Below are 19844 nucleotides of genomic sequence, written 5' to 3'. Positions count from 1 at the left end.
TTATTTTTAGCAATGATCACTGTATAAAATTCCTTGTATTTATCTTATGTTGTTCATCCCGAACAATTTTTAAGATAACTTTGATTTCAGATCGGCTCTAATTTTTTTGTCTGACAATATTTGTTATCGTACAAAAGAGAAACAAATATGTGATCTGATTCACAATAAAAATTAGAACAATTTTGAGGAAAATGCAATTAATCAGTTCATGAATATTATCTATCTACATGGATTTCAAAGTAGTCCTTTTTCGATTAAAGGGCAACTGATTCGTCAGTATTTTGAAAGACATGAACATGTACAAGTGCATTTGCCCGATTTAAATATGCCGCCTGATCAGGTCATTACTTCGATTTCGACGCTCATCGAGTCTATGTCAAATGTCGTTTTGATTGGGAGCAGTTTAGGTGGATTTTATGCGACGCAGCTTGCCGCGAAACATGGAGTCGCAGCTGTACTGATTAATCCCGCTATGCAACCATGGAAATTATTTAGAAACTTGTTTTCAACGGCGCAGTTTCCTTATCCAGTCACTGCGAATTGGTCGTTAGATGAAGCTCAGCTTGATCAATTGGAGCATATGGCAGTTCCGTTTGTGCAAGATGCAGACAAAATCTTGGTCTTGTTACAACAAGGTGATGAAGTTTTGGATTATCGTGAAGCGGAACGTTATTATAATTGCGATGGTCATCAAGCGTTCCTCATTACAGAAACATATGGCAATCACGCGATGGATGATTTCGCGGATAAAATACCCTTGGTATATCAGTTTTTAGCTGACAGCTTAAAATAAGGAAACAATTCAACGTGTCTCAATATACGGCCCAATCCCTTGAAGTCTTATCTGGTTTAGATCCTGTACGCCGTCGTCCAGGCATGTATACCGATACCACACGTCCAAACCATTTGGCGCAAGAGGTCATTGATAATGCGGTCGATGAAGCATTGGCAGGACACGCGAATAAAATTACAGTGACTGTGTATAAAGATGGTTCATTGTCAGTAGAAGATAACGGGCGTGGTATGCCAGTTGATATTCATCCTGAATATGGTCAAAGCGGCATTGAAATTATTCTGACTAAACTGCATGCAGGTGGGAAATTCAGCACAGATAATTATCAATTCTCTGGTGGTTTGCACGGGGTTGGTATTTCTGTTGTAAATGCGCTTTCCACACGTGTGGAAGTTCAAGTTCAGCGCCAAGGTAATTTATACAAAATGGCCTTTGAGCAAGGTGAAGCAACGGCACCACTTGAAGTTCTGGAAGGTAAAGCCCCTAAACGTGCATCGGGTACCTCAGTTCACTTTTGGCCTGAAGCGAAATATTTTGATTCACCTAAATTTGCATTAAAGGCACTTAAACACAATTTAAAAGCGAAGGCGGTATTAGCTGCTGGCTTACAAATCAATTATGTTGATGAAATTAACGACGAAAAAATCACTTGGCAGTTTGAAAATGGTCTCGTCGATTATTTGATGGATGAATTAGAAGATCGTGAAATCATCCCTATGCCTGCATTTGTCGCTACAGGTGACGCGGAACGTGCCAGTGCGGAGTTTGCGATTTGTTGGAATGTTGAAGGCGGAGAGAGCATTCAAGAATCTTATGTGAACTTGATTCCAACGGCGCAAGGTGGCACACATGTGAATGGTCTTCGTTCAGGTGTGACGGATGCGATCCGTGAGTTCTGTGAGTTACGTAATCTCTTACCACGTAATATGAAGCTTTCAGCGGAAGATGTGTGGGATGGCGTGAACTATATTCTGTCTTTGAAATTTCAAGAGCCACAATTTTCAGGTCAAACCAAAGAGCGTCTTTCAAGTCGTGAAGCCTCTGGGATTGTACAGAACATCGCCAAAGATGCTTTTGCCTTATGGTTGAATCAAAACTCTGAAATTGCAATGCAATTGGCTGAAATGGCGATTTCAAAAGCGGGACGTCGTTTAAAAGCAGCGAAGAAAGTTGAGCGCAAAAAAATCGTTTCAGGTCCAACTTTACCAGGCAAATTATCTGATTGTGTGGGACATAGTTTGGAAGAGTCAGAACTATTTATTGTGGAAGGTGATTCTGCTGGAGGATCTGCTAAACAGGCGCGTGATAAGAATTTCCAAGCGATTATGCCGATCCGCGGAAAAATTTTAAACACTTGGGAAGTCTCTTCAGATGAAGTACTTGCTTCTCAAGAGGTTCATAATATTGCAATCGCAATAGGAGTCGATCCGGGTTCTGATGATTTGTCTGAACTTCGCTATGGCAAGATCTGTATTCTTGCCGATGCAGACTCAGATGGATTACATATTGCGACTTTGCTATGTGCATTATTTGTGAAGCACTTCCCAAGTCTAGTTGAAGCAGGGCACTTATTTGTTGCGATGCCACCTTTATTCCGTATTGATGACGGTAAAGATGTGCATTACGCGCTTGATGAAGCAGAATTAGAAGGCATATTGAAAAAAGCCAAAACTAAATCCCCACAAATCACACGATTTAAAGGTTTGGGTGAGATGAATGCAAGTCAGCTCCGTGAAACAACATTGGATCCCAATACTCGTCGTTTGGTGCAACTAGATTTGGATGATGTGCATTTTACTTCAGGTTTATTAGATAAATTATTAGCCAAGAAACGCGCAAGTGATCGTAAAGAATGGTTGGAACAAAAAGGCAACTTAGCTGAATTAGTCGTTTAATTGTCCGTAGACACGAGCATTAAAGCCCGCATCTGCGGGCTTTTTTATACTTCACAGAGTGAACAATTCACACCACGACAATTGTGTAGCACTGAACTGCGCGCACTATTTTTATTGGTACCTGGACCGCCGACTAAAGGTCCTGCAAGTTGTTCTGCGCCTGACCCTGGGCGCCATTTGGTCTTCATGTTGATTTGTTGTCTGCCAGTTATCATCGGTTTTGCTAAGGTTTGTTGTTGGCAGTATTTACATTCGATGGTGTCAGTTGCAATCCTAGAAATAGGCACACGTTGTTCAAAAATTCCTTCGCAGTGATCACAGCGGAAATCGTATAATGGCATGGTCGTGCTCCTACTTATTTTTAAGCATGCGCATGTTTAAAAGTTAAAAAGGAGGTAGCTCGCATGCTTACTCAAGCTACCCCGTAAAATGGTGAAACCTGTAACAACAATAATGCGCTAATTAGCGTTTATGCCCCCAAAATTTATCGTCATTTAAAGCACCTTGCGGCAAGATATTTTGTTCAAAAATGGAGGTTGGGAGTGAGACGGTACATGCACAGTTTGGAATATCTACAATACCTCCGATACGACCTTCAACCGGTGCAGCGGTAAGTAACATGTAGGCTTGTGACCCAGTAAAGCCAAAGTTTTCAAGATACTTAATAGCTTTTAAACATGCTTGGCGGTAAGCCACTGTCGCATCGAGATAGTGATTTACACCATCTTCAACACTGATCCCTTCGAAAGTCAGCCATTGATCATAATTTGGACGTACATTGCTTGGAACAAAGATAGGTGAATCAATATTGTATTTTTCCATTCCACCTTTGATTAAATCGAAACCGACACGTGTAACGCCATCCATTTCAATCGCACCACAGAAACCAATTTCACCGTCACCTTGTGAGAAGTGGAGGTCGCCCATTGAGAAGCCAGCACCTTTTTGATAAACAGGGAAGTAAATACGGCTTCCTGCAGCAAGGTCTTTAATGTCTGTGTTACCCCCATGTTCACGTGGAGGAACTGTGCGTGCAGCTTCAGCCGCCATACGATCAAATTCTGGACCTTTCACACCACGCAGAACGGCTGTACGTGGATCAGGAGGGTTTGCCTGACCTTTAGGAACGAGCAATGCTTCACGGCGATTCCATTCTTTCAGTAAATCATGTGATGGTAGAGTTCCCATCAAGCCAGGATGTTTTAATCCTGCAATACGTACACCAGGGATATGACGTGAAGTTGCAAATAAACCTTTCAAATCCCAAATGGCTTTATCTGCCTCTGGGAAATAGTCCGCCAAGAAGCCACCACCATTTTCCTTGGCAAAAACACCCGAAAAACCCACATCAGAAATCGGTTGAATGTCTAGTAGATCAATGACCAACAAATCACCTGGTTCTGCACCTTCAACATAGAATGGACCTGTTAAAGGATGAGCACGTGTTAAATCCACATTTTTAACATCAGAAATATCGTCAGTATCTTTAATTTGTGCGTCAAGGAAATCCAAACTTTCAATCAGAATTTCTTCACCAGGTTTTACTGATGTCAGAAAAGGTAAGTCTGGGTGCCAACGGTTGTGACCAATTTCGGCTTGCTCCGCAAGTGGAACTCCTGGTTTGATTTTAATATGTTGCATAATGTATCCCCTGTATTGAGGTCAAATAAAGTTTAGGTCTCAGTGTTGTTGTGATGCTTCGTGTATCAGTAACGGATCAAGTTGTTTCACTGCAGGCTCAATCATCTGAATTTGAAGCTTCGTATTGTCGTAATCGATGATGAATTCACTAATGTGCTTGTTGTTTAGAAAAGCTTTCGCGAGTGCAGGTTCAACTAACACTTTAAAACGACGGCTTAAACCCCGAGCACCAAATCGAACATCATGTCCTGAACTCAGGAATCGAATGGCAGCATCGGTCAAAGCAATGGTTCGACTTTGCTTTTTTAGACGTTGGTTCATTTTGTCAATTTCGAGTTGGACTAAGGTTGCAGCAAAATCAGATTCAACTGGCTGATAATGTAAGATTCGCTCAATTCGATTTAGAAACTCAGGATCAAACTTTTTATCGAGTGCTTTTGTCGTGATTTCACTGTCATCTAATTTCAAATGCTTGGCTAAATTCTGGAGTGGTTTTGGTAATTGACTGAGTTGTTTCAGACGCTTTTGAGCATCTTTGGCACCCACATTACTCGTCATAAAAATCATGCAGTTTTTAAAGTCTAAAACCTTTGTACCCGCAGTTAATTTTAAAGTTCCTGTTTCAAGCACATTGAGTAGCCCTCGAATGACTTCAGTACTGGCTTTTTCAATTTCATCAAAGAGAACAATGCCAGGTTTGGAGAAACTCCCTTGAATCAGGGCTTCATCGAATAAAGTATTTCCTTCTTTAGAGCCGACATAGCCTGGTGGGGCACCTGTCAGGGCGGCTGCATAATGCTCTTGTGCCAATGTATTCATATCAATTCGACAGAATGCATCAGCTTTACCGTGTATCGCTTCAGCAATGAGGCGGACTGTTTCAGTTTTTCCTACACCGGTAGGACCTAACATCAGTGTGACACTTAAAGGACGATGAGCTGCGTTAAAATCTGCTTTCACTGTGGTGAGCATATTTTCAATTTCATCAAGTGCGGCTTCTTGTCCAATAATATGTTCACGTAGATGGGTCATCACGGCATCTGGTTCAAAACTGAATCGGGAAGTACGTGCAATACATTCCTTGCTTTGCATGTCATAGCGTTGTTTTGCCAAACTTTCCTGATTGGCATGTATACGGTCACTGGCAAATGTCATGTTCGAAACCTCCTGCAATCAAGTCGGACGAAGCTTCTTTAAGAAGCTTCTTTCTCTAACCCTTCGTGAGGTAAGTTGCCAATTGGGCACTCTGCAACGCCAATGGTTGAACGCGTAAACTGCTCAACATTTTCCTGTGCTTTTTGTGCGTCTAAGACCCATGTCTTGTAGAAGTCGAATGGACAATCGGCAACCCCTTTATCACCATCACCATTGTTGTATACGCCTGTATAGCCACGGTGTAGCAGCTTGAACAAGTGGTTTTGTGATTGATCGTATTTACGTGCATCACGTATTTCTGTGAGTGATAACTGTGCGTATTGGATACCATTTTCTTCCGTACCACATTCACCTAATGTACGTCCGTCAAAGCCGACCACTGCCGAATGTCCAAAGTAGGTATATACCCCATCAAAACCAGTACAATTGGCAACAGCGACATAAACGTTATTTGCCCAAGCCATACATTTGGCCATATTGATTTGCTGTTCATCAGCCGGGTACATATAACCTTGGCATCGCACCACAAGTTCAGCACCTTTCATCGCACAGTCGCGCCAAATTTCAGGGTAATTACCGTCGTCACAGATAATGAGTGACATTTTGATGCCTTTAGGGCCCTCTGTCACATAAGTCGTATCTCCAGGGCACCAGCCTTCAATTGGGCACCATGGAATAATCTTGCGATATTTTTGAACGATTTCACCTTTGTTATTGATGAGCACTAAGGTGTTATATGGCACTTTATGCGGGTGTTCTTCGTGCTGTTCCCCAGTAATTGAGAATACGCCCCAAACATTTGCTTCAATACAAGCTTGAGAGAAAATTGCCGTTTCATCACCTGGGATTGTGGCTGCCGTTGCCATCATTTCATCATGATCATACATAATGCCCATGGTGCTGTATTCAGGAAAAACAATGAGATCCATACCTGGAATACCTTGTTTAATTCCTTTCAACATTTCAGCAATTTTTTTTGCATTCTCAAGTACTTCTGCTTTGGTGTGCAAGCGTGGAATTTTATAGTTCACTACTGCTACACCTACTGTATTTGGACTACTTGAGATATCACCGTGACGCATTCAACTTACTCCCCATATCTTTAAAATTAAAATCTATGTAAGGAGTTTCTCGTGAAATTGATCGATGCAAAATACGGTGAATTGCGTATATGAAGCGATATTTTGAATGAGTCTTTAGATCGAAATAACAATACCACTCCAACAAATGGTCAAAAAAAATCCCCCGAAAAATCGAGGGAGATGCCAAATTAAGAATTGATGAGATGACGTGCTTTAAACTGAAAGATATTTGCTAATGGTCGCTTCATCGACATTCGCTCTGACATCTTCATAAGCAAAACGGCCTTTATCGATGACCAAGAAGCGATCTGCCATCGCCATAGTAAAGCTCAGTACTTGCTCGGAGACCACGATAGTGAGGTCTCGTTGATCGCGAATTTCTTTTAGCGTTTTCGCAATATCTTTAATAATCGAGGGCTGGATTCCCTCGGTAGGTTCATCGAGCAGCAATACTTTGGGATTGGTGGCGAGTGCACGTGCAATTGCCAATTGTTGCTGTTGTCCACCAGATAAATTTCCCCCTTTGCGTTTACGCATATCCCAAAGTACAGGGAAAAGCTCATACAGATCGTCAGGTACTTTGCCATGGGCAGACGCAGGGAGACCTGTTTGAATATTCTCTAGAACAGACATGGTTGAGAAAATCATACGACCTTGAGGAACATAAGCAACACCATTTTCTACACGTTGATACGGGTCAAGCTTTTCTAAGTTTTTACCATCGAGCTTGATTTCGCCTTGAGTATTTTTAATATCACCGATAAGGGTTTTAAACAGTGTGGTTTTTCCCATCCCATTTCGACCCATAATCGCCACAATTTCTTTGGGTTGAATTTTAAGTTCTAGATCATGAATGACTTGGCTTTGTTTATAACCTGAACACAAAGAACTAATTTCTAATAATCCGCTCATAAGGTCTCCTTAGTGTCCGAGATAGACTTCAATGACTTTTGGATCACTTTGCACATCATCCATTTTTCCTGCTGCGAGGATTTTCCCTTGGTGCAATACTGTCACTTTATCTGCAATGGTTTTTACAAACTCCATATCGTGCTCAATCACGAGGACTGAGCGTCCTTTACTGATTTCACGAAGCAGTTGTGCTGTCTGTTCGCGCTCAGAAACACTCATGCCTGCCACAGGTTCATCCAGCATTAACAACTCGGGGTCTTGCATAAGCAACATCCCTATTTCAAGCCATTGTTTTTGTCCATGAGACAATAGGCCTGCGGAGGTGTGTAATAAATCAGTGAGGAAAATTTTTGAAGCGACTTCTTGGATACGCTCTTTGACATCTTTGGTTCGCTTAAAGAACAAAGCCCCAAACACATTACGACCACGTGGGAAAGACATTTCGAGGTTGTCATAGACTGAAAGGTTTTCGTAAATATTGGGATTTTGAAATTTACGACCGACACCTTTACGAACGATTTCGAACTCTTTGAGCTTAGTCAGTTCAATATCATTAAATTTGATCGTGCCAGAAGTTGCTTTAGTTTTACCGCAAATCAAATCCAATACTGTTGTTTTACCTGCACCATTAGGGCCGATCACCACGTGAACTTCGTTTTTATCGAGATAGAAGTTGAGATCGCTGACGGCTTTAAAGCCATCAAACGAGACTGTGAGATCTTCGATAACAAGTACAGGTTTTGCCATTTCTACGCCGACTTTACTCATTTCACACCTCCTTCTACTTCAATATTGCTATCTTTTTTGGACTCCGTGGGTTGATGGGGGATAGGCGAAGCCGTTGTTTTTTTATCTTTGAAGATAAGTGGGCGAACATATTTTTCATATAAGCCAGCTAAACCATTCGGTAAGAACATCACAACGCCTATGAACAATGCACCAAGGAAGTACAACCATACTTCAGGGAATGCTTCAGAGAAGTAAGTTTTACCGAGGTTAACTAAAACTGCACCATATACAGCTCCAATCAGTGATAAACGTCCGCCTACTGCAGCCAAGATCACCATTTCAATAGATGGGACGATGCCAATAATCGTTGGAGACATGAAGCCGACTTGCAGTGTAAACATTGCCCCACCGACGGAAGAAACGACTGCCGCAAAGCAGAAGATAAAGACTTTGTACATTGAAACGTCATAGCCAGAAAAACGTACACGTTCTTCTTTTTCACGCATTGCAGAAAGTAAGCGACCTAACTTTGAGCTGAGAACAAAGCGACTGATCATGATGACTGCAATGAGTAATAATGCATTGATGTAATACAAAACGTACTTTGCTTCATCCGTACGGATGTCCCAGCCATGTAATGTTTTGAGATCAGTAATACCGTTGATACCACCAGTAAAGCCTTGTTGACCAATAATCAAAATTGTCAAAATCGCCACAATCGCTTGCATGATGATAGAGAAATACACGTCTCCTACACGACGAGTAAACATTGCAAAACCAATAATAAAAGCCAATAAAATTGGAATAATTACAATCGCGAATAGGGTAAATGTGAAACTATGGAATGGTTCCCAGAACATTGGTAGGCTGGTAATTTGGTTCCAGTCCATAAAATCAGGAATACCGGGTGTGGTTTGAGCTGCTGTGGATTGCATGTCAGAAGCTTCAAGTTTGAGGAACATGGCCATACAGTAGCCACCGATCCCAAAGAAAATACCCTGACCTAAACTTAAAATGCCGCCGTAACCCCAGCACAGCACTAAACCAATCGCGACAAAAGCAAACGTAAGATATTTACCCATTAAATTGAGACGGAAAACATCTAAAAACATGGGCATTACAAATAGGATCAGTACTGCCAATATAGCCAGTCCAATCGCACCTTCTTTACCGCCTAACAAGGCATTCATTGGATTACTCATATCAATCTCTCCTGAATACCTATTTACGAACTTTGATTGAGAACAAACCTTGAGGACGTAACATCAAAATGATGATGACCGTCGCTAAGGTAATGACTTTGGCAACAGAGCCTGACAGGAAGAACTCTAGGATTGATTGGGCTTGTGCAATACTGAAAGCCGAAGCGATAGTGCCTAATAGACTTGCAGCTCCACCAAACACCACAACCAAGAACGTGTCTACGATATAGAGAGAGCCTGCAGTTGGACCAGTTGAGCCAATTGTCGTAAACGCCGCACCAGCAATACCGGCCAAACCACAACCTAATGCGAATGTTAGACTGTCCACACGCTTTGTATTAATACCAACGGCACCACTCATGAAACGGTTTTGGTTTGTCGCACGAAGCTGTAAGCCCCAGCGAGAACGATAGATAAGGAAATAGACAAAAGCAGTCACGGTGAGTGTGACACCGACAAGGAATAAGCCATTAATAGGAATATCAATCGTCTCTGTCGGTTGATAAGAGCCCATAAGCCAATCAGGTAGTGTTGGACTCACTTCTTTGGGACCAAATGTAGAGCGAAACACTTGTTGCATGATTAAGCTCAAGCCCCAAGTTGCAAGCAAAGTATCGAGTGGCCGCTGATAAAGCCGACTAATCATGAGCCGTTCGACCATATAGCCGATAATGCCTGCTGTCAGAAAAGCTGCCACAATCGCTACAATAAAATAATAAGGAAGCAATTGAGGAAAATAGCTTTCAGTCAGGGTTGAAATGACAAATGTGGTATACGCGCCTATTGTGAGGAATTCACCATGTGCCATATTGATGACACCCATTTGCCCAAAAATAATTGCAAGGCCCAGTGCCATTAACAACAGCACACAGAAAACAGAAAGACCATTAAAGCCTTGCATCGCAAATATTGCACCGAAGTCAGCTAAAGATAAATCCATCGCCTCATCCTCCAAGCTTTAAATAATAGGTTTGAAATGAAAAGATCAGGAGAGGTCTCTCCTGATCATGTGCTGTCGATTAGTAGCCTTTAGGGAATGGATTAGGCTTGATTAAACCTTTTGATTCGTAGACCACTTTGAATTGACCATTGGTTTGCACTTGTGCAATACGTGATTTGCTCCATAAATGATGATTGGCATCAATTTTCACGTAACCTTCAGGCGCATTTTTCATTTCGATGCCTGGAGAGGCTTTGGTAACTTTGGCAACATCAAAACTACCAGCTTTTTCAACTGCGGCTTTCCATAACCACGGACCAAGATAAGCGGCTTGAGTCACATCACCAATTACTGCTTTAGGACCGTATTTCGCTTTAAATGCTTTTACGAAAGCTGCGTTACTTGGATTATTTAGACTTTGGAAATATTTCATTGAAGAGTAGAAGCCCTTCATATTTTCGCCACCAATACCCAGTAATTCATCTTCTGTCACAGAGAAGGTGAGCAGTGTTTGCTTATCGCCAGTCACGCCTGCAGCTTTCATTTGCTTGTAGAATGAAACGTTTGATCCACCTACCACGGCAGCGACAATTGCATCTGGTTTACGAAGTTTGGTTTTGTTAATTAAAGAACCAAATTGCGTATGGCCAAGCGGGTAGTATTCTTCACCGACGACTTTACCTTTCAACACTTTTTCAATGTGTGTACGGGCAATTTTCATGGTGGTACGTGGCCAAATATAGTCAGAACCGATTAAATAGAATGTTTTGGCTTTTTTCTCACGTGCAAGCCAATTCAGAGACTCAAGCACCTGTTGTGTAGCTTCTTGACCGGTATAAATCACATTTTTAGATTGTTCTAGACCTTCATAGAATGTTGGGTAATACAGAAGCGAATTATTTCGTTCAATAATAGGTAATACGGCTTTACGAGAAGCTGAAGTCCAGCAACCAAAAATTGCTGCAACACGATCCTTTTCAGTTAATTTTCGGGCTTTCTCAGCGAAAGTTGGCCAGTCAGACGCACCATCTTCTTGAACAATTTTAATCTGACGACCTAATACACCACCTTGTTTGTTGATCTGCTCAATGGCTAAGCGTTCTGCTTGGATGGCCCCTGTTTCAGAGATTGCCATCGTTCCCGTCGCTGAATGAAGCTGACCGACATAGACGAATTTATCATTTACGTTAAGTTTGGTTGTATTTACTTTTGCTGTCGCTGGAGCACTCGCAGTGGTCAAGACAGGTGCCAGTAAAAAAGGAACAGCGAGTAGTCCTGCGAGTAAGCCAGATGTTTTAACTTTAGATTTTAAGGTCATTGATGTTCCCCTGATGAAGTGGATAAGGCCATTGCGCGATTTATTGTTTGCGCTTGCTATGGACTTAAGCCTAAGGGGTGTTAAAAAATGAGCATATACGTCACTTTACGTATATCGATGTTCCTCAAAATGTTTTTTGATGAAAGTTAAGCTGGGCATAGATTTTGCTAACTGTAAGGGTCTATTTAAATTGCCTAGCTTTATGGTTTCATCTAGCAATACTCCTCAAGCACCGCAACGGGTGATTCATACACGCCGTAAATACAATACTTGGGTGGTTGATGAGAGTATTGAAGACTATGCACTACGCTACGCACCGAGGTCAGTAAGACGGTGGTCCCTTTGGACGGTGACCAATACAGCGCTTGCAGCAGTCAGTTTTCTAGCGATGGAAGCGCTTGGTGCAACCATGTTATGGCAATATGGCTTTAGCAATGCATTCTGGGCCTTAGTGGTCGTTTCAATTATTATCTTTTTGACCAGTTGGCCTATTGGATATTACGCGGCCAAATACAATGTTGATATTGACCTACTTACACGGGGCGCAGGCTTTGGCTATATCGGCTCATCTATAACTTCAGTCATTTACGCCAGTTTTACTTTCATCTTCTTTGCTTTTGAAGCCGCTATCATGGCTTTGGCGCTTGAGCTTGGTTTAGGTGTGCCGCTGAGTCTAGGTTATTTAATTTCTGCGCTTATTATTCTGCCCCTAGTGATCAAAGGCATAGGATTTATTAATAAAGTACAAGCGTTTACCCAACCATTATGGATTTTTTTATTATTACTACCATGGTGCTTTGTTTTGGTGAAGCATCCGACTCTGCTCTCTGAAGTTGCCCTAATAGAAGGCGCGCAAAGTCAAAGTGCAGGATTCAATTTGGCTTTTTTTGGCGCATCTTGCACTGTTTTGTTTGCGCTGATTACGCAGATTGGTGAACAAGCTGATTATTTAAGATTTTTGCCAGACAAAAAAAATGCTCAAAAGAAATGGAATTGGGCGGTATTTTTAGGCGGTCCTGCATGGATATTGGTGGGATTCATTAAAATTTTTATGGGCATGATTTTAATGGTACTCGCCCTTAAATTTATGGTACCGAATCATGAGTTAAGCAATCCGAATTATCTATATTGGATCGCCTACCAACAAGTGATTGAGCATCCTGGTGCTGCATTATTTCTTACAGTCATGTTTGTGTGTATCGCACAGTTAAAGATCAACGTAACCAACGCTTATGCTGGCTCATTGGCATGGTCTAATTTCTTTGCACGCTTAACGCACAGTCATCCCGGACGTGTGGTCTGGTTAGTATTCAATATTTTTATTGCGCTATTGTTGATGGAGCTGGGTGTCATCCATGCGGTGGAGCGTGTATTAGGGCTTTATAGTAATGTGGCCTTGGCATGGGTGGGTGCCATCGTTGCTGATCTCGTCATCTGTAAGCCATTGGGGCTGAGCCCGAAAGGAATTGAGTTTAGGCGTGCTTACCTCTATGACATTAATCCAGTCGGTGTTGGCAGTTTATGTATTGCATCCTTATTGTCGATTTTATGCTACTGGGGATTATTTGGTGATATCGCAAAATCCTTAGCAGGATTTATTGCTTTAGGTTCAGCTATCATCTGTGTCCCAATGCTTGCTTATTTTACTCGTGGCAAATACTACATCGCACGTCATGAAGATAAATCATTAAAACCAATAGAGACACAACGATGTGTGGTTTGTGAGCATGAGTATGAAATGGCTGACATGGCGACTTGTCCTGCTTATAACAATATGATTTGTTCTTTATGCTGTACCTTAGAAGCTCGTTGCCATGATTTATGTAAGCCTCATGCACGGTGGTCTGCACAACTTAAGCATTTTGCAGTTTGGTTTCTACCGCGCCAATGGTTGAGATACATCAATACTAGATTGAGTCTTTATATTTTGATGATCTTTGTTCTGAGTGTGGTTTTGGCAGTCAGTTTAAGTCTGGTTTATTTACAAGAACTGAGTAAATTCGGCACAGTATTTGGATCAACTCAACAGCATGAGTTGCTGATGCTATTTGTGAAAATTTATGCCGTATTATTTTTACTGTTATGTGTTGCAGCATGGTGGTTGGTACTCAATGATGAAAGTCGCCGACAAGCTCAGCTTGAAAGTAATATGCAAACACAACTGCTCATGGACGAAATTGAAGCGCATAAAATTACAGATCGGCAATTACAAGATGCACGAACTCAAGCTGAAAAAGCCAATGAGGCCAAAAGTCGTTATGTTGTTGGGATTAGTCATGAACTGAGAACACCTCTAAATAGTATTTTAGGATATAGCCAGTTACTCAATAAACAAGAACAACTCTCTGAACAAGGAAAAGCTGCGCTGGGCGTGATTCGTCGTAGTGGGCAGCATTTAACGTCCTTGATTGATGGTTTACTTGATCTTGCAAGGATTGAAACAGGTAAAATTTCTTTAGAAATGTCGAATATTGAATTTCCGAAGTTTCTCCAACAAATCGTGAATATGTTTGAGCCACAATTCCAACAAAAACAACTGAAATTTACGGTCGAAATTAGTGAAAAAATACCACAATACGTACGTATAGATAAAAAAAGACTTGAACAGATCCTTATCAATTTAATGGGAAATGCTTTGAAATTTACGCTCGAAGGAGAGGTGAAATTTCGAGTAGATTATCGCTTTCAGACGGCATATTTTGAAATTCATGATACGGGATGCGGGATTGCTCAAGCAGATCTAGAGCGAATATTCCAGCCTTTTGAGCGCGGACAAAATGTTGTACAAGGGAGCTTTGCTGGAACAGGTTTGGGTTTACCAATTGTTAAACTATTGGTGGATATTCTCGGTGGGGAGTTAAAGGTAAGCAGTACGTTAAAAAACGGTTCAATTTTTAAAATAAAACTATATTTACCTTCAAAGTCGGTCATTCATCCGATTGCTGATTTCGCATCGAATACAGTATCTGGCTATACGGGACATCGCCGTAAAATATTGGTCGTAGACAATGAAGCAACTGATCGTGGACTAGTTTTAAATTTCCTTAAACCTCTCGGCTTTATTCTTGAAGAAGCAGAATCGGGATTGCAATGTCTAAGAAAAGTCCCTGAATTTCGACCAGATTTAATTTTAATGGATTTGAGTATGCCTTTGATGGGAGGGTGGGAAACTGCGAAATTATTGAGAAATAATAAAATGACCAATGTTCCCATCATCATTATTTCCGCAGATGCCAATGAACGAATGCAGAACCCTGAAACCGATGTATTGAATGAAGACTTTCTGGTCAAACCCGTGGACTTAAATCTGCTACTGAACAAAATTGGAGATAAATTAGGCTTGAACTGGGTTCATCAGAATGAGCCAACTCAAGTCGCAGAAGAACCTCAAAAACAGGTTGAACCCTTACACTATGATAGTAACGCTTTATCTGTCAGCGTGATTGATGAGGATGATGTAGCACCAGAACAAGCGCTAATCAAACTAGAAGATTATTTGAGTATTGGTTATATCCGTGGAGCCAAAGAGATCCTCGAAATTTGCAAGAAACGCAATGTCTGTGATCCTTCTATATGGCAACACATAGAATTTGATATTCAACGCTTCGATACCCAACGTGCATTACAACGATTACACGAGCACCTATCTGATATCAGATCTGATTTGGAAGGGAGTTAAGCTATGTTAGAAAGCATTTTAATTGTGGATGATATTCCTGAAAATCTAAGTTTATTACATGAGAGTCTTGATCAAGCAGGCTATCAGGTCTTAGTTGCTACCAATGGTTTTACTGCTATTGAAATTGCGCACCGTTCACAGCCAGATATGATTTTATTGGATGGGAGTATGCCTGAGATTGATGGTTTTGAAACCTGTATCCAGCTTAAAGCGAGTCCAATGACTGAGCACATCCCTGTCATATTTATGACGGGTTTGACGGAAACCGAACATATTGTAAAAGGCTTTCAAGTCGGCGGCGTAGATTATGTGACAAAGCCACTGAATATCGATGAAGTACAAGCACGTGTCAAAACGCATTTACTGCAAGCCCGTTTAATGCACCAACAGAAACAAATGCTCGATGCAACAGGCAGTGCAATTTTGTCGATGGATATGGATGGGGAAATTATTTGGCAGACACCTGTAGTACAAGGTTTATTAACGCAACATGGAATTGATATTACTCATTTTAGAAAGAGTATAAATCATTGGTTAAAAGCACTTTTCCAGCAATCGAATCAAGAAGAAATGCTACATGGTCAATATGGTCATGGGCATCAGCAATTACAATTAAATTTATTAACCAAGTTGAAAGAAGGACAATTACCTAAACATGTTTTGGTTCAGCTCAAAGAGCAAACACACATGCCAAGTGTTGAAGAGATCGCTCAAGCTTGTCCGAATTTAACACCACGTGAAGCTGAAGTTATGCATTGGGTAACACTTGGCAAAACCAACCGAGATATTGCAGAAATTTTGGAGTTGAGTCCACGCACCGTCAATAAACATTTAGAGCACGTTTTTGAGAAGCTGTTTGTGGAAACGAGAACTGCTGCGGTGTTACATGTGATGTCAGCTTGTCAAAATCAAGCAGTCGTATAGAACTCATCGTTTCTAGCAAAATCTTTAAATCGCTATACCAGCTGATAGTGATCTTTCACTCTCCCTTCATTAACCTCTTTTTATCCTAAGATAAAAAGAGTAAATAAAATGAGTATGATCAATTCACTTCAAATCATAGACCAAATGTTTGAGGCATTTAGGTCTCAAGATTTACAGGCTGCTGTTGCAACAGTAACTGAGGATACGGTATGGACTCACCATGGCTCACAAAAACTGCCTTCAATTCGATTTGAAGGAAAAACGGGTGTAGAACAGTTCTTCAATACCAATTTCACAACCATGCATGTCGCATACTTTGATATTTTACGTATGGTCAAAGAAGGTAACAAAGTGGTGGTTTTTGGACGTGAAAAATTTACGATTGATGGTCAAGATGGTGAATTTGAGCAAAAATGGGTACAAGAGTACACCATTGAAAATGGACTGATTTCAAGAATGGAAGAATATGCGACATCGGTGAATGACAATGATTACCTAGTTGTAAAATAATAGTCAAAGATGGACATAAAATTAGATGGTCTCATGATCTGCATAATTGAGATGCATAAGCACCAGATTCAATATGATATTTCAATTTGATCAAACTTAAACACATCACAATTAGATCCACTGCCAATCCGATCCACCACCGCAAAATCACTCGGGCTTTCCAATGTTAAAAGTGGATGATGCCAAGTCCCTGCCCGATAGTTTACACCTTGAGAGCCATTGGTTATAAAAGCTTGTAGGTTTGAAATATCGGGCTGATCCGCATTTAAGTTTGGTGCAACCACTACTAAAAACTTTTGTCCCTGCATCGGGATGAAAGCTTGTGATCCATGAGGATGACGTTCAAGCATCGAAATTTTGAACGGAATATTGGTACTTTGAATATTTCGAAAAATACTAATCCCGGCTTTGGCATCGCCAATAATTTCAGTGGTCACTAAAGCATGATAGCGCTCTGTATGCGCATCGTTAATATGAAAATAATCATTTCCTTGGCAAGCAATGACGTCACCAAAAGGTGCAAAATTTTCGGAGATTAAAGGTTGTAGGGTAATGGTATGCATCATAAAATTCGCTAAAAAGATACTGCATTTTCAATTTAGAATTGTGTCGAAAATGCAGTCAAAATAAGATCACTTTAAAAGTAACAAATGCTCAACTAAGGATTTACTTTACCCCAGAGGCGTATACGGCTAATCCCTCCATCAGGAATCATATTCACCCGAATATGAGAAATTTTTTCGTGTCCCAATACTTCATTTACAAAGTTATGAATGTGATCCATTTGCATTGGTTGAGCATCTAATAAGAAAGGCCAAAACATACTTTGTGGAATCAATTGAGGATCCGTTGCATCTTCTATATAAATGGCTTGAATGGACACTTCAGCAGGATAATTTCCTTTAAAGTGGGCTGTATCAATCTCGATCTTTTCAATGTGACCAGCTTGCCCTAAAGCTAAAATACACCAGTCGAAACCGGGTGCACGACGGCGTGCGGTTTCCCAACCATCACCCATATTAATCCCACGTCCTGGATTGATCAGATTACGTGGATGTCCGAAGTGTGCATCACTATAGGCAATAACACGTCCACCATTTTCAAGTGCAAGCAGGTCGAGGGTTTGGCTTTGATCTTGGATTTTAACGCTGACTTCACCATATACGCGGAATCGTGCGATACCCCCATCTGGAAAAATATTTAAACGAAGATGGGTAAAGATCTGATTCATTGAAACTTCAAAGACATGGTGCTGACTTGGTCCCAATATACTATTTGGTAAAATTTGGTGCCATTCAGCATCATCTAAGTTTTCATTTGGTGCATAACACCCTTCTACTGAAGCAGAAGCGGGATAATTACCACTAAAAAAAGTGGTATCAATATCGAGTGCTTTAATTTTACCTGCAACACCTAACTGAACAATCGCCCAATCATAACCACTGTGACGTTTACGACGGGTTTCCCATCCATCCATCCACTTGCCATGATCATCAAATTTACCTTCTACAAAGATAGGCGCATCAAACTGAAGCATACGTTGAGCTTCAGCAAAAAAATCATCAGAACATGTTGTGACTTTTGCACCAATTCGGGCATCTGCAAGGTTAGTAAGTTGCTGTAAAGGAGTAGGGATTTCAAATTCCGGTGCCAATAGTGTTGCCATGTCATCTTCCATTATTGCTTTAAAACTTGATTCTTATCAAAAGAATGCATTCTTAGAATCGTAATGCGTTGTTATGTCGCATCTGCTTAAGGGCTTTAAAAAGAATGCACAGCATGTGCCAACCTTGCACTTATGTAGCGCTATATTGGTGGAAATGGCACGTTTTTCGCTTTAAGCAGTGGGTTAAAGCAAAAAAAATTGTGGAAGTAAAAATGAATATCACCATTATTGGTGCCGGAATGGCAGGATTAACGACCGGAATTGCGCTGAAGAAATTTGGTCATCAAGTTTCAATATATGAACAAACTGAAAAAATTTTACCCGTGGGTGCTGCGATTTCATTGTGGTCAAATGGTGTGAAATGTTTGAACTATCTAGGACTCACGGATCAAGTCGCTCAACTTGGTGGGAAAATGGATCACCTTGCTTATGTCGATGGGCTCACGGGTGATGTCATGACGCAATTTAATTTATATCCGTTGATTGAAGAAGTTGGGCAGCGACCTTATCCAGTTTCTCGCGCTGAATTACAAAATATGTTGATGGATGAGTTTGGGCGTGAAGATATTCATCTTGCAAAAAAATTGATCGGACTTGAGGATCAAGGTGATGACGTCAAAATCCATTTTGCTGACGGAACAGAAATCACCACGGATTTATTGGTCGGCGCGGATGGCACTCATTCGATCACGCGTGCCTATGTTTTAGGTGAGCAAGTTGAGCGTCGTTATGCCGGTTATGTGAATTGGAATGGGTTGGTCGAAATTTCTGAGTCGCTGGCACCTGCTGATCAGTGGACCACCTTTGTAGGAGAAGGGAAGCGAGCTTCTTTAATGCCAGTCGCAGGTAATCGTTTTTATTTCTTCTTTGATGTACCACTTGAATTAGGTTTGGAAAATGATCGTACTCAATATAAAAAATTATTGAAACAATATTTTGACGGTTGGTGTCCGCAAGTACAAACTTTGATTGATGCTATTGATGAACAGCGAACCAATCGTGTTGAAATCCATGATATAGAACCATTTGCAGATTTCTATAAAGGGCGAGTGGTGATTGTTGGCGATGCAGCACATAGTACAACACCTGATATTGGGCAGGGCGGTTGCCAAGCGATGGAAGATGCCATTTATTTGGCTCGGGCATTACAGATTAATACACTGGGAATTCAGGATGCTTTAAGACGTTATCAAAACAAACGTAATGAACGCACTGCTGAAATGGTATTGAGAGCGCGTAAACGTTGTGATGTGACGCATATGAAAGACGAATCGATTACTCGTGAATGGTATGAGGACTTAAGAAAAGAACAAGGACCTCATATTATGAAAGGTATTATCAGTAATATTGTTGGAAATCCTTTGGATTAAAGATTTCAACTAAAAGGGCTAAATGCCC

The 19844-nt window shown here is 41.0% G+C and carries 17 protein-coding genes; 6 read left to right on the top strand and 11 right to left on the bottom strand.

Annotated features, from left to right (window positions below):
• Positions 1–208 precede the first annotated feature (208 nt).
• On the top strand, positions 209–793 hold the full coding sequence (locus tag AC1M9B_RS04710) for a YqiA/YcfP family alpha/beta fold hydrolase (RefSeq protein ID WP_035264764.1): 585 nt from the start codon (positions 209–211) through the stop codon (positions 791–793).
• A gap of 14 nt (positions 794–807) precedes the next feature.
• Complete coding sequence (gene parE / locus AC1M9B_RS04705; protein ID WP_481591969.1) at positions 808–2688, top strand: DNA topoisomerase IV subunit B; 1881 nt, start codon at positions 808–810, stop codon at positions 2686–2688.
• Between the two features lie 44 nt (positions 2689–2732).
• Here parE and AC1M9B_RS04700 read toward each other — a convergent pair whose 3' ends face one another.
• From AC1M9B_RS04700 to urtA, 9 genes are all read right to left on the bottom strand, one after another.
• On the bottom strand, positions 2733–3029 hold the full coding sequence (locus tag AC1M9B_RS04700) for an FmdB family zinc ribbon protein (protein WP_481591968.1): 297 nt from the start codon (positions 3027–3029) through the stop codon (positions 2733–2735).
• Positions 3030–3150: 121 nt separating this feature from the next.
• Positions 3151–4329 carry a formamidase gene (fmdA, locus tag AC1M9B_RS04695; RefSeq protein ID WP_092766540.1) on the bottom strand — a complete coding sequence of 393 codons (1179 nt, stop codon included), beginning with the start codon at positions 4327–4329 and terminating at the stop codon, positions 3151–3153.
• A gap of 39 nt (positions 4330–4368) precedes the next feature.
• Complete coding sequence (locus AC1M9B_RS04690) at positions 4369–5484, bottom strand: AAA family ATPase (protein WP_051586508.1); 1116 nt, start codon at positions 5482–5484, stop codon at positions 4369–4371.
• Positions 5485–5522: 38 nt separating this feature from the next.
• On the bottom strand, positions 5523–6566 hold the full coding sequence (locus tag AC1M9B_RS04685; RefSeq protein ID WP_035264753.1) for an aliphatic amidase: 1044 nt from the start codon (positions 6564–6566) through the stop codon (positions 5523–5525).
• 213 nt (positions 6567–6779) lie between these two features.
• The gene (gene urtE / locus AC1M9B_RS04680) at positions 6780–7478 is read right to left on the bottom strand and encodes an urea ABC transporter ATP-binding subunit UrtE (protein ID WP_035264750.1); all 699 of its coding nucleotides are present in this window, start codon (positions 7476–7478) and stop codon (positions 6780–6782) included.
• Positions 7479–7487: 9 nt separating this feature from the next.
• Positions 7488–8246, bottom strand: a complete 759-nt coding sequence (gene urtD / locus AC1M9B_RS04675; protein WP_481591967.1) for an urea ABC transporter ATP-binding protein UrtD — start codon at positions 8244–8246, stop codon at positions 7488–7490.
• A complete protein-coding gene (gene urtC, locus AC1M9B_RS04670) occupies positions 8243–9409 on the bottom strand; it encodes an urea ABC transporter permease subunit UrtC (RefSeq protein WP_481590162.1) in 1167 nt (388 codons plus the stop codon). The genes urtD and urtC overlap by 4 nt, the downstream gene beginning before the upstream one ends.
• 19 nt (positions 9410–9428) lie before the next feature.
• Entirely contained in the window at positions 9429–10349 is a 921-nt protein-coding gene (gene urtB, locus AC1M9B_RS04665) for an urea ABC transporter permease subunit UrtB (protein WP_035264743.1), read from the bottom strand.
• Between the two features lie 79 nt (positions 10350–10428).
• Positions 10429–11667 (bottom strand): urea ABC transporter substrate-binding protein, encoded by a 1239-nt coding sequence (gene urtA / locus AC1M9B_RS04660; protein ID WP_179999684.1) that lies wholly within the window; start codon positions 11665–11667, stop codon positions 10429–10431.
• Between the two features lie 202 nt (positions 11668–11869).
• On the opposite strand from urtA, the gene AC1M9B_RS04655 reads away from it, so the two are divergent.
• From AC1M9B_RS04655 to AC1M9B_RS04645, 3 genes are all read left to right on the top strand, one after another.
• The gene (locus AC1M9B_RS04655) at positions 11870–15346 is read left to right on the top strand and encodes a hybrid sensor histidine kinase/response regulator (protein WP_481608700.1); all 3477 of its coding nucleotides are present in this window, start codon (positions 11870–11872) and stop codon (positions 15344–15346) included.
• A 3-nt stretch (positions 15347–15349) separates the two neighbouring features.
• Positions 15350–16270, top strand: a complete 921-nt coding sequence (locus AC1M9B_RS04650; protein WP_481591966.1) for a response regulator — start codon at positions 15350–15352, stop codon at positions 16268–16270.
• Between the two features lie 108 nt (positions 16271–16378).
• Entirely contained in the window at positions 16379–16780 is a 402-nt protein-coding gene (locus AC1M9B_RS04645) for a nuclear transport factor 2 family protein (RefSeq protein ID WP_481591965.1), read from the top strand.
• Between the two features lie 68 nt (positions 16781–16848).
• Here AC1M9B_RS04645 and AC1M9B_RS04640 read toward each other — a convergent pair whose 3' ends face one another.
• Together AC1M9B_RS04640 and alc are read right to left on the bottom strand one after the other, a co-directional pair.
• Complete coding sequence (locus AC1M9B_RS04640; RefSeq protein ID WP_481608675.1) at positions 16849–17346, bottom strand: ureidoglycolate lyase; 498 nt, start codon at positions 17344–17346, stop codon at positions 16849–16851.
• 92 nt (positions 17347–17438) lie between these two features.
• Positions 17439–18446, bottom strand: coding sequence for an allantoicase (gene alc / locus AC1M9B_RS04635; protein ID WP_481591963.1), 1008 nt, complete (start codon positions 18444–18446; stop codon positions 17439–17441).
• 212 nt (positions 18447–18658) lie between these two features.
• Between alc and hpxO the strand changes: the two genes are divergently transcribed.
• A complete protein-coding gene (hpxO, locus tag AC1M9B_RS04630; RefSeq protein WP_481608674.1) occupies positions 18659–19816 on the top strand; it encodes an FAD-dependent urate hydroxylase HpxO in 1158 nt (385 codons plus the stop codon).
• Positions 19817–19844: the final 28 nt, after the last annotated feature.

The organism is Acinetobacter sp. ANC_7513 (genome assembly GCF_056779915.1).
Note: the sequence above shows the minus strand (reverse complement) of the source record. Positions and strands in the feature narration are given on the sequence as shown.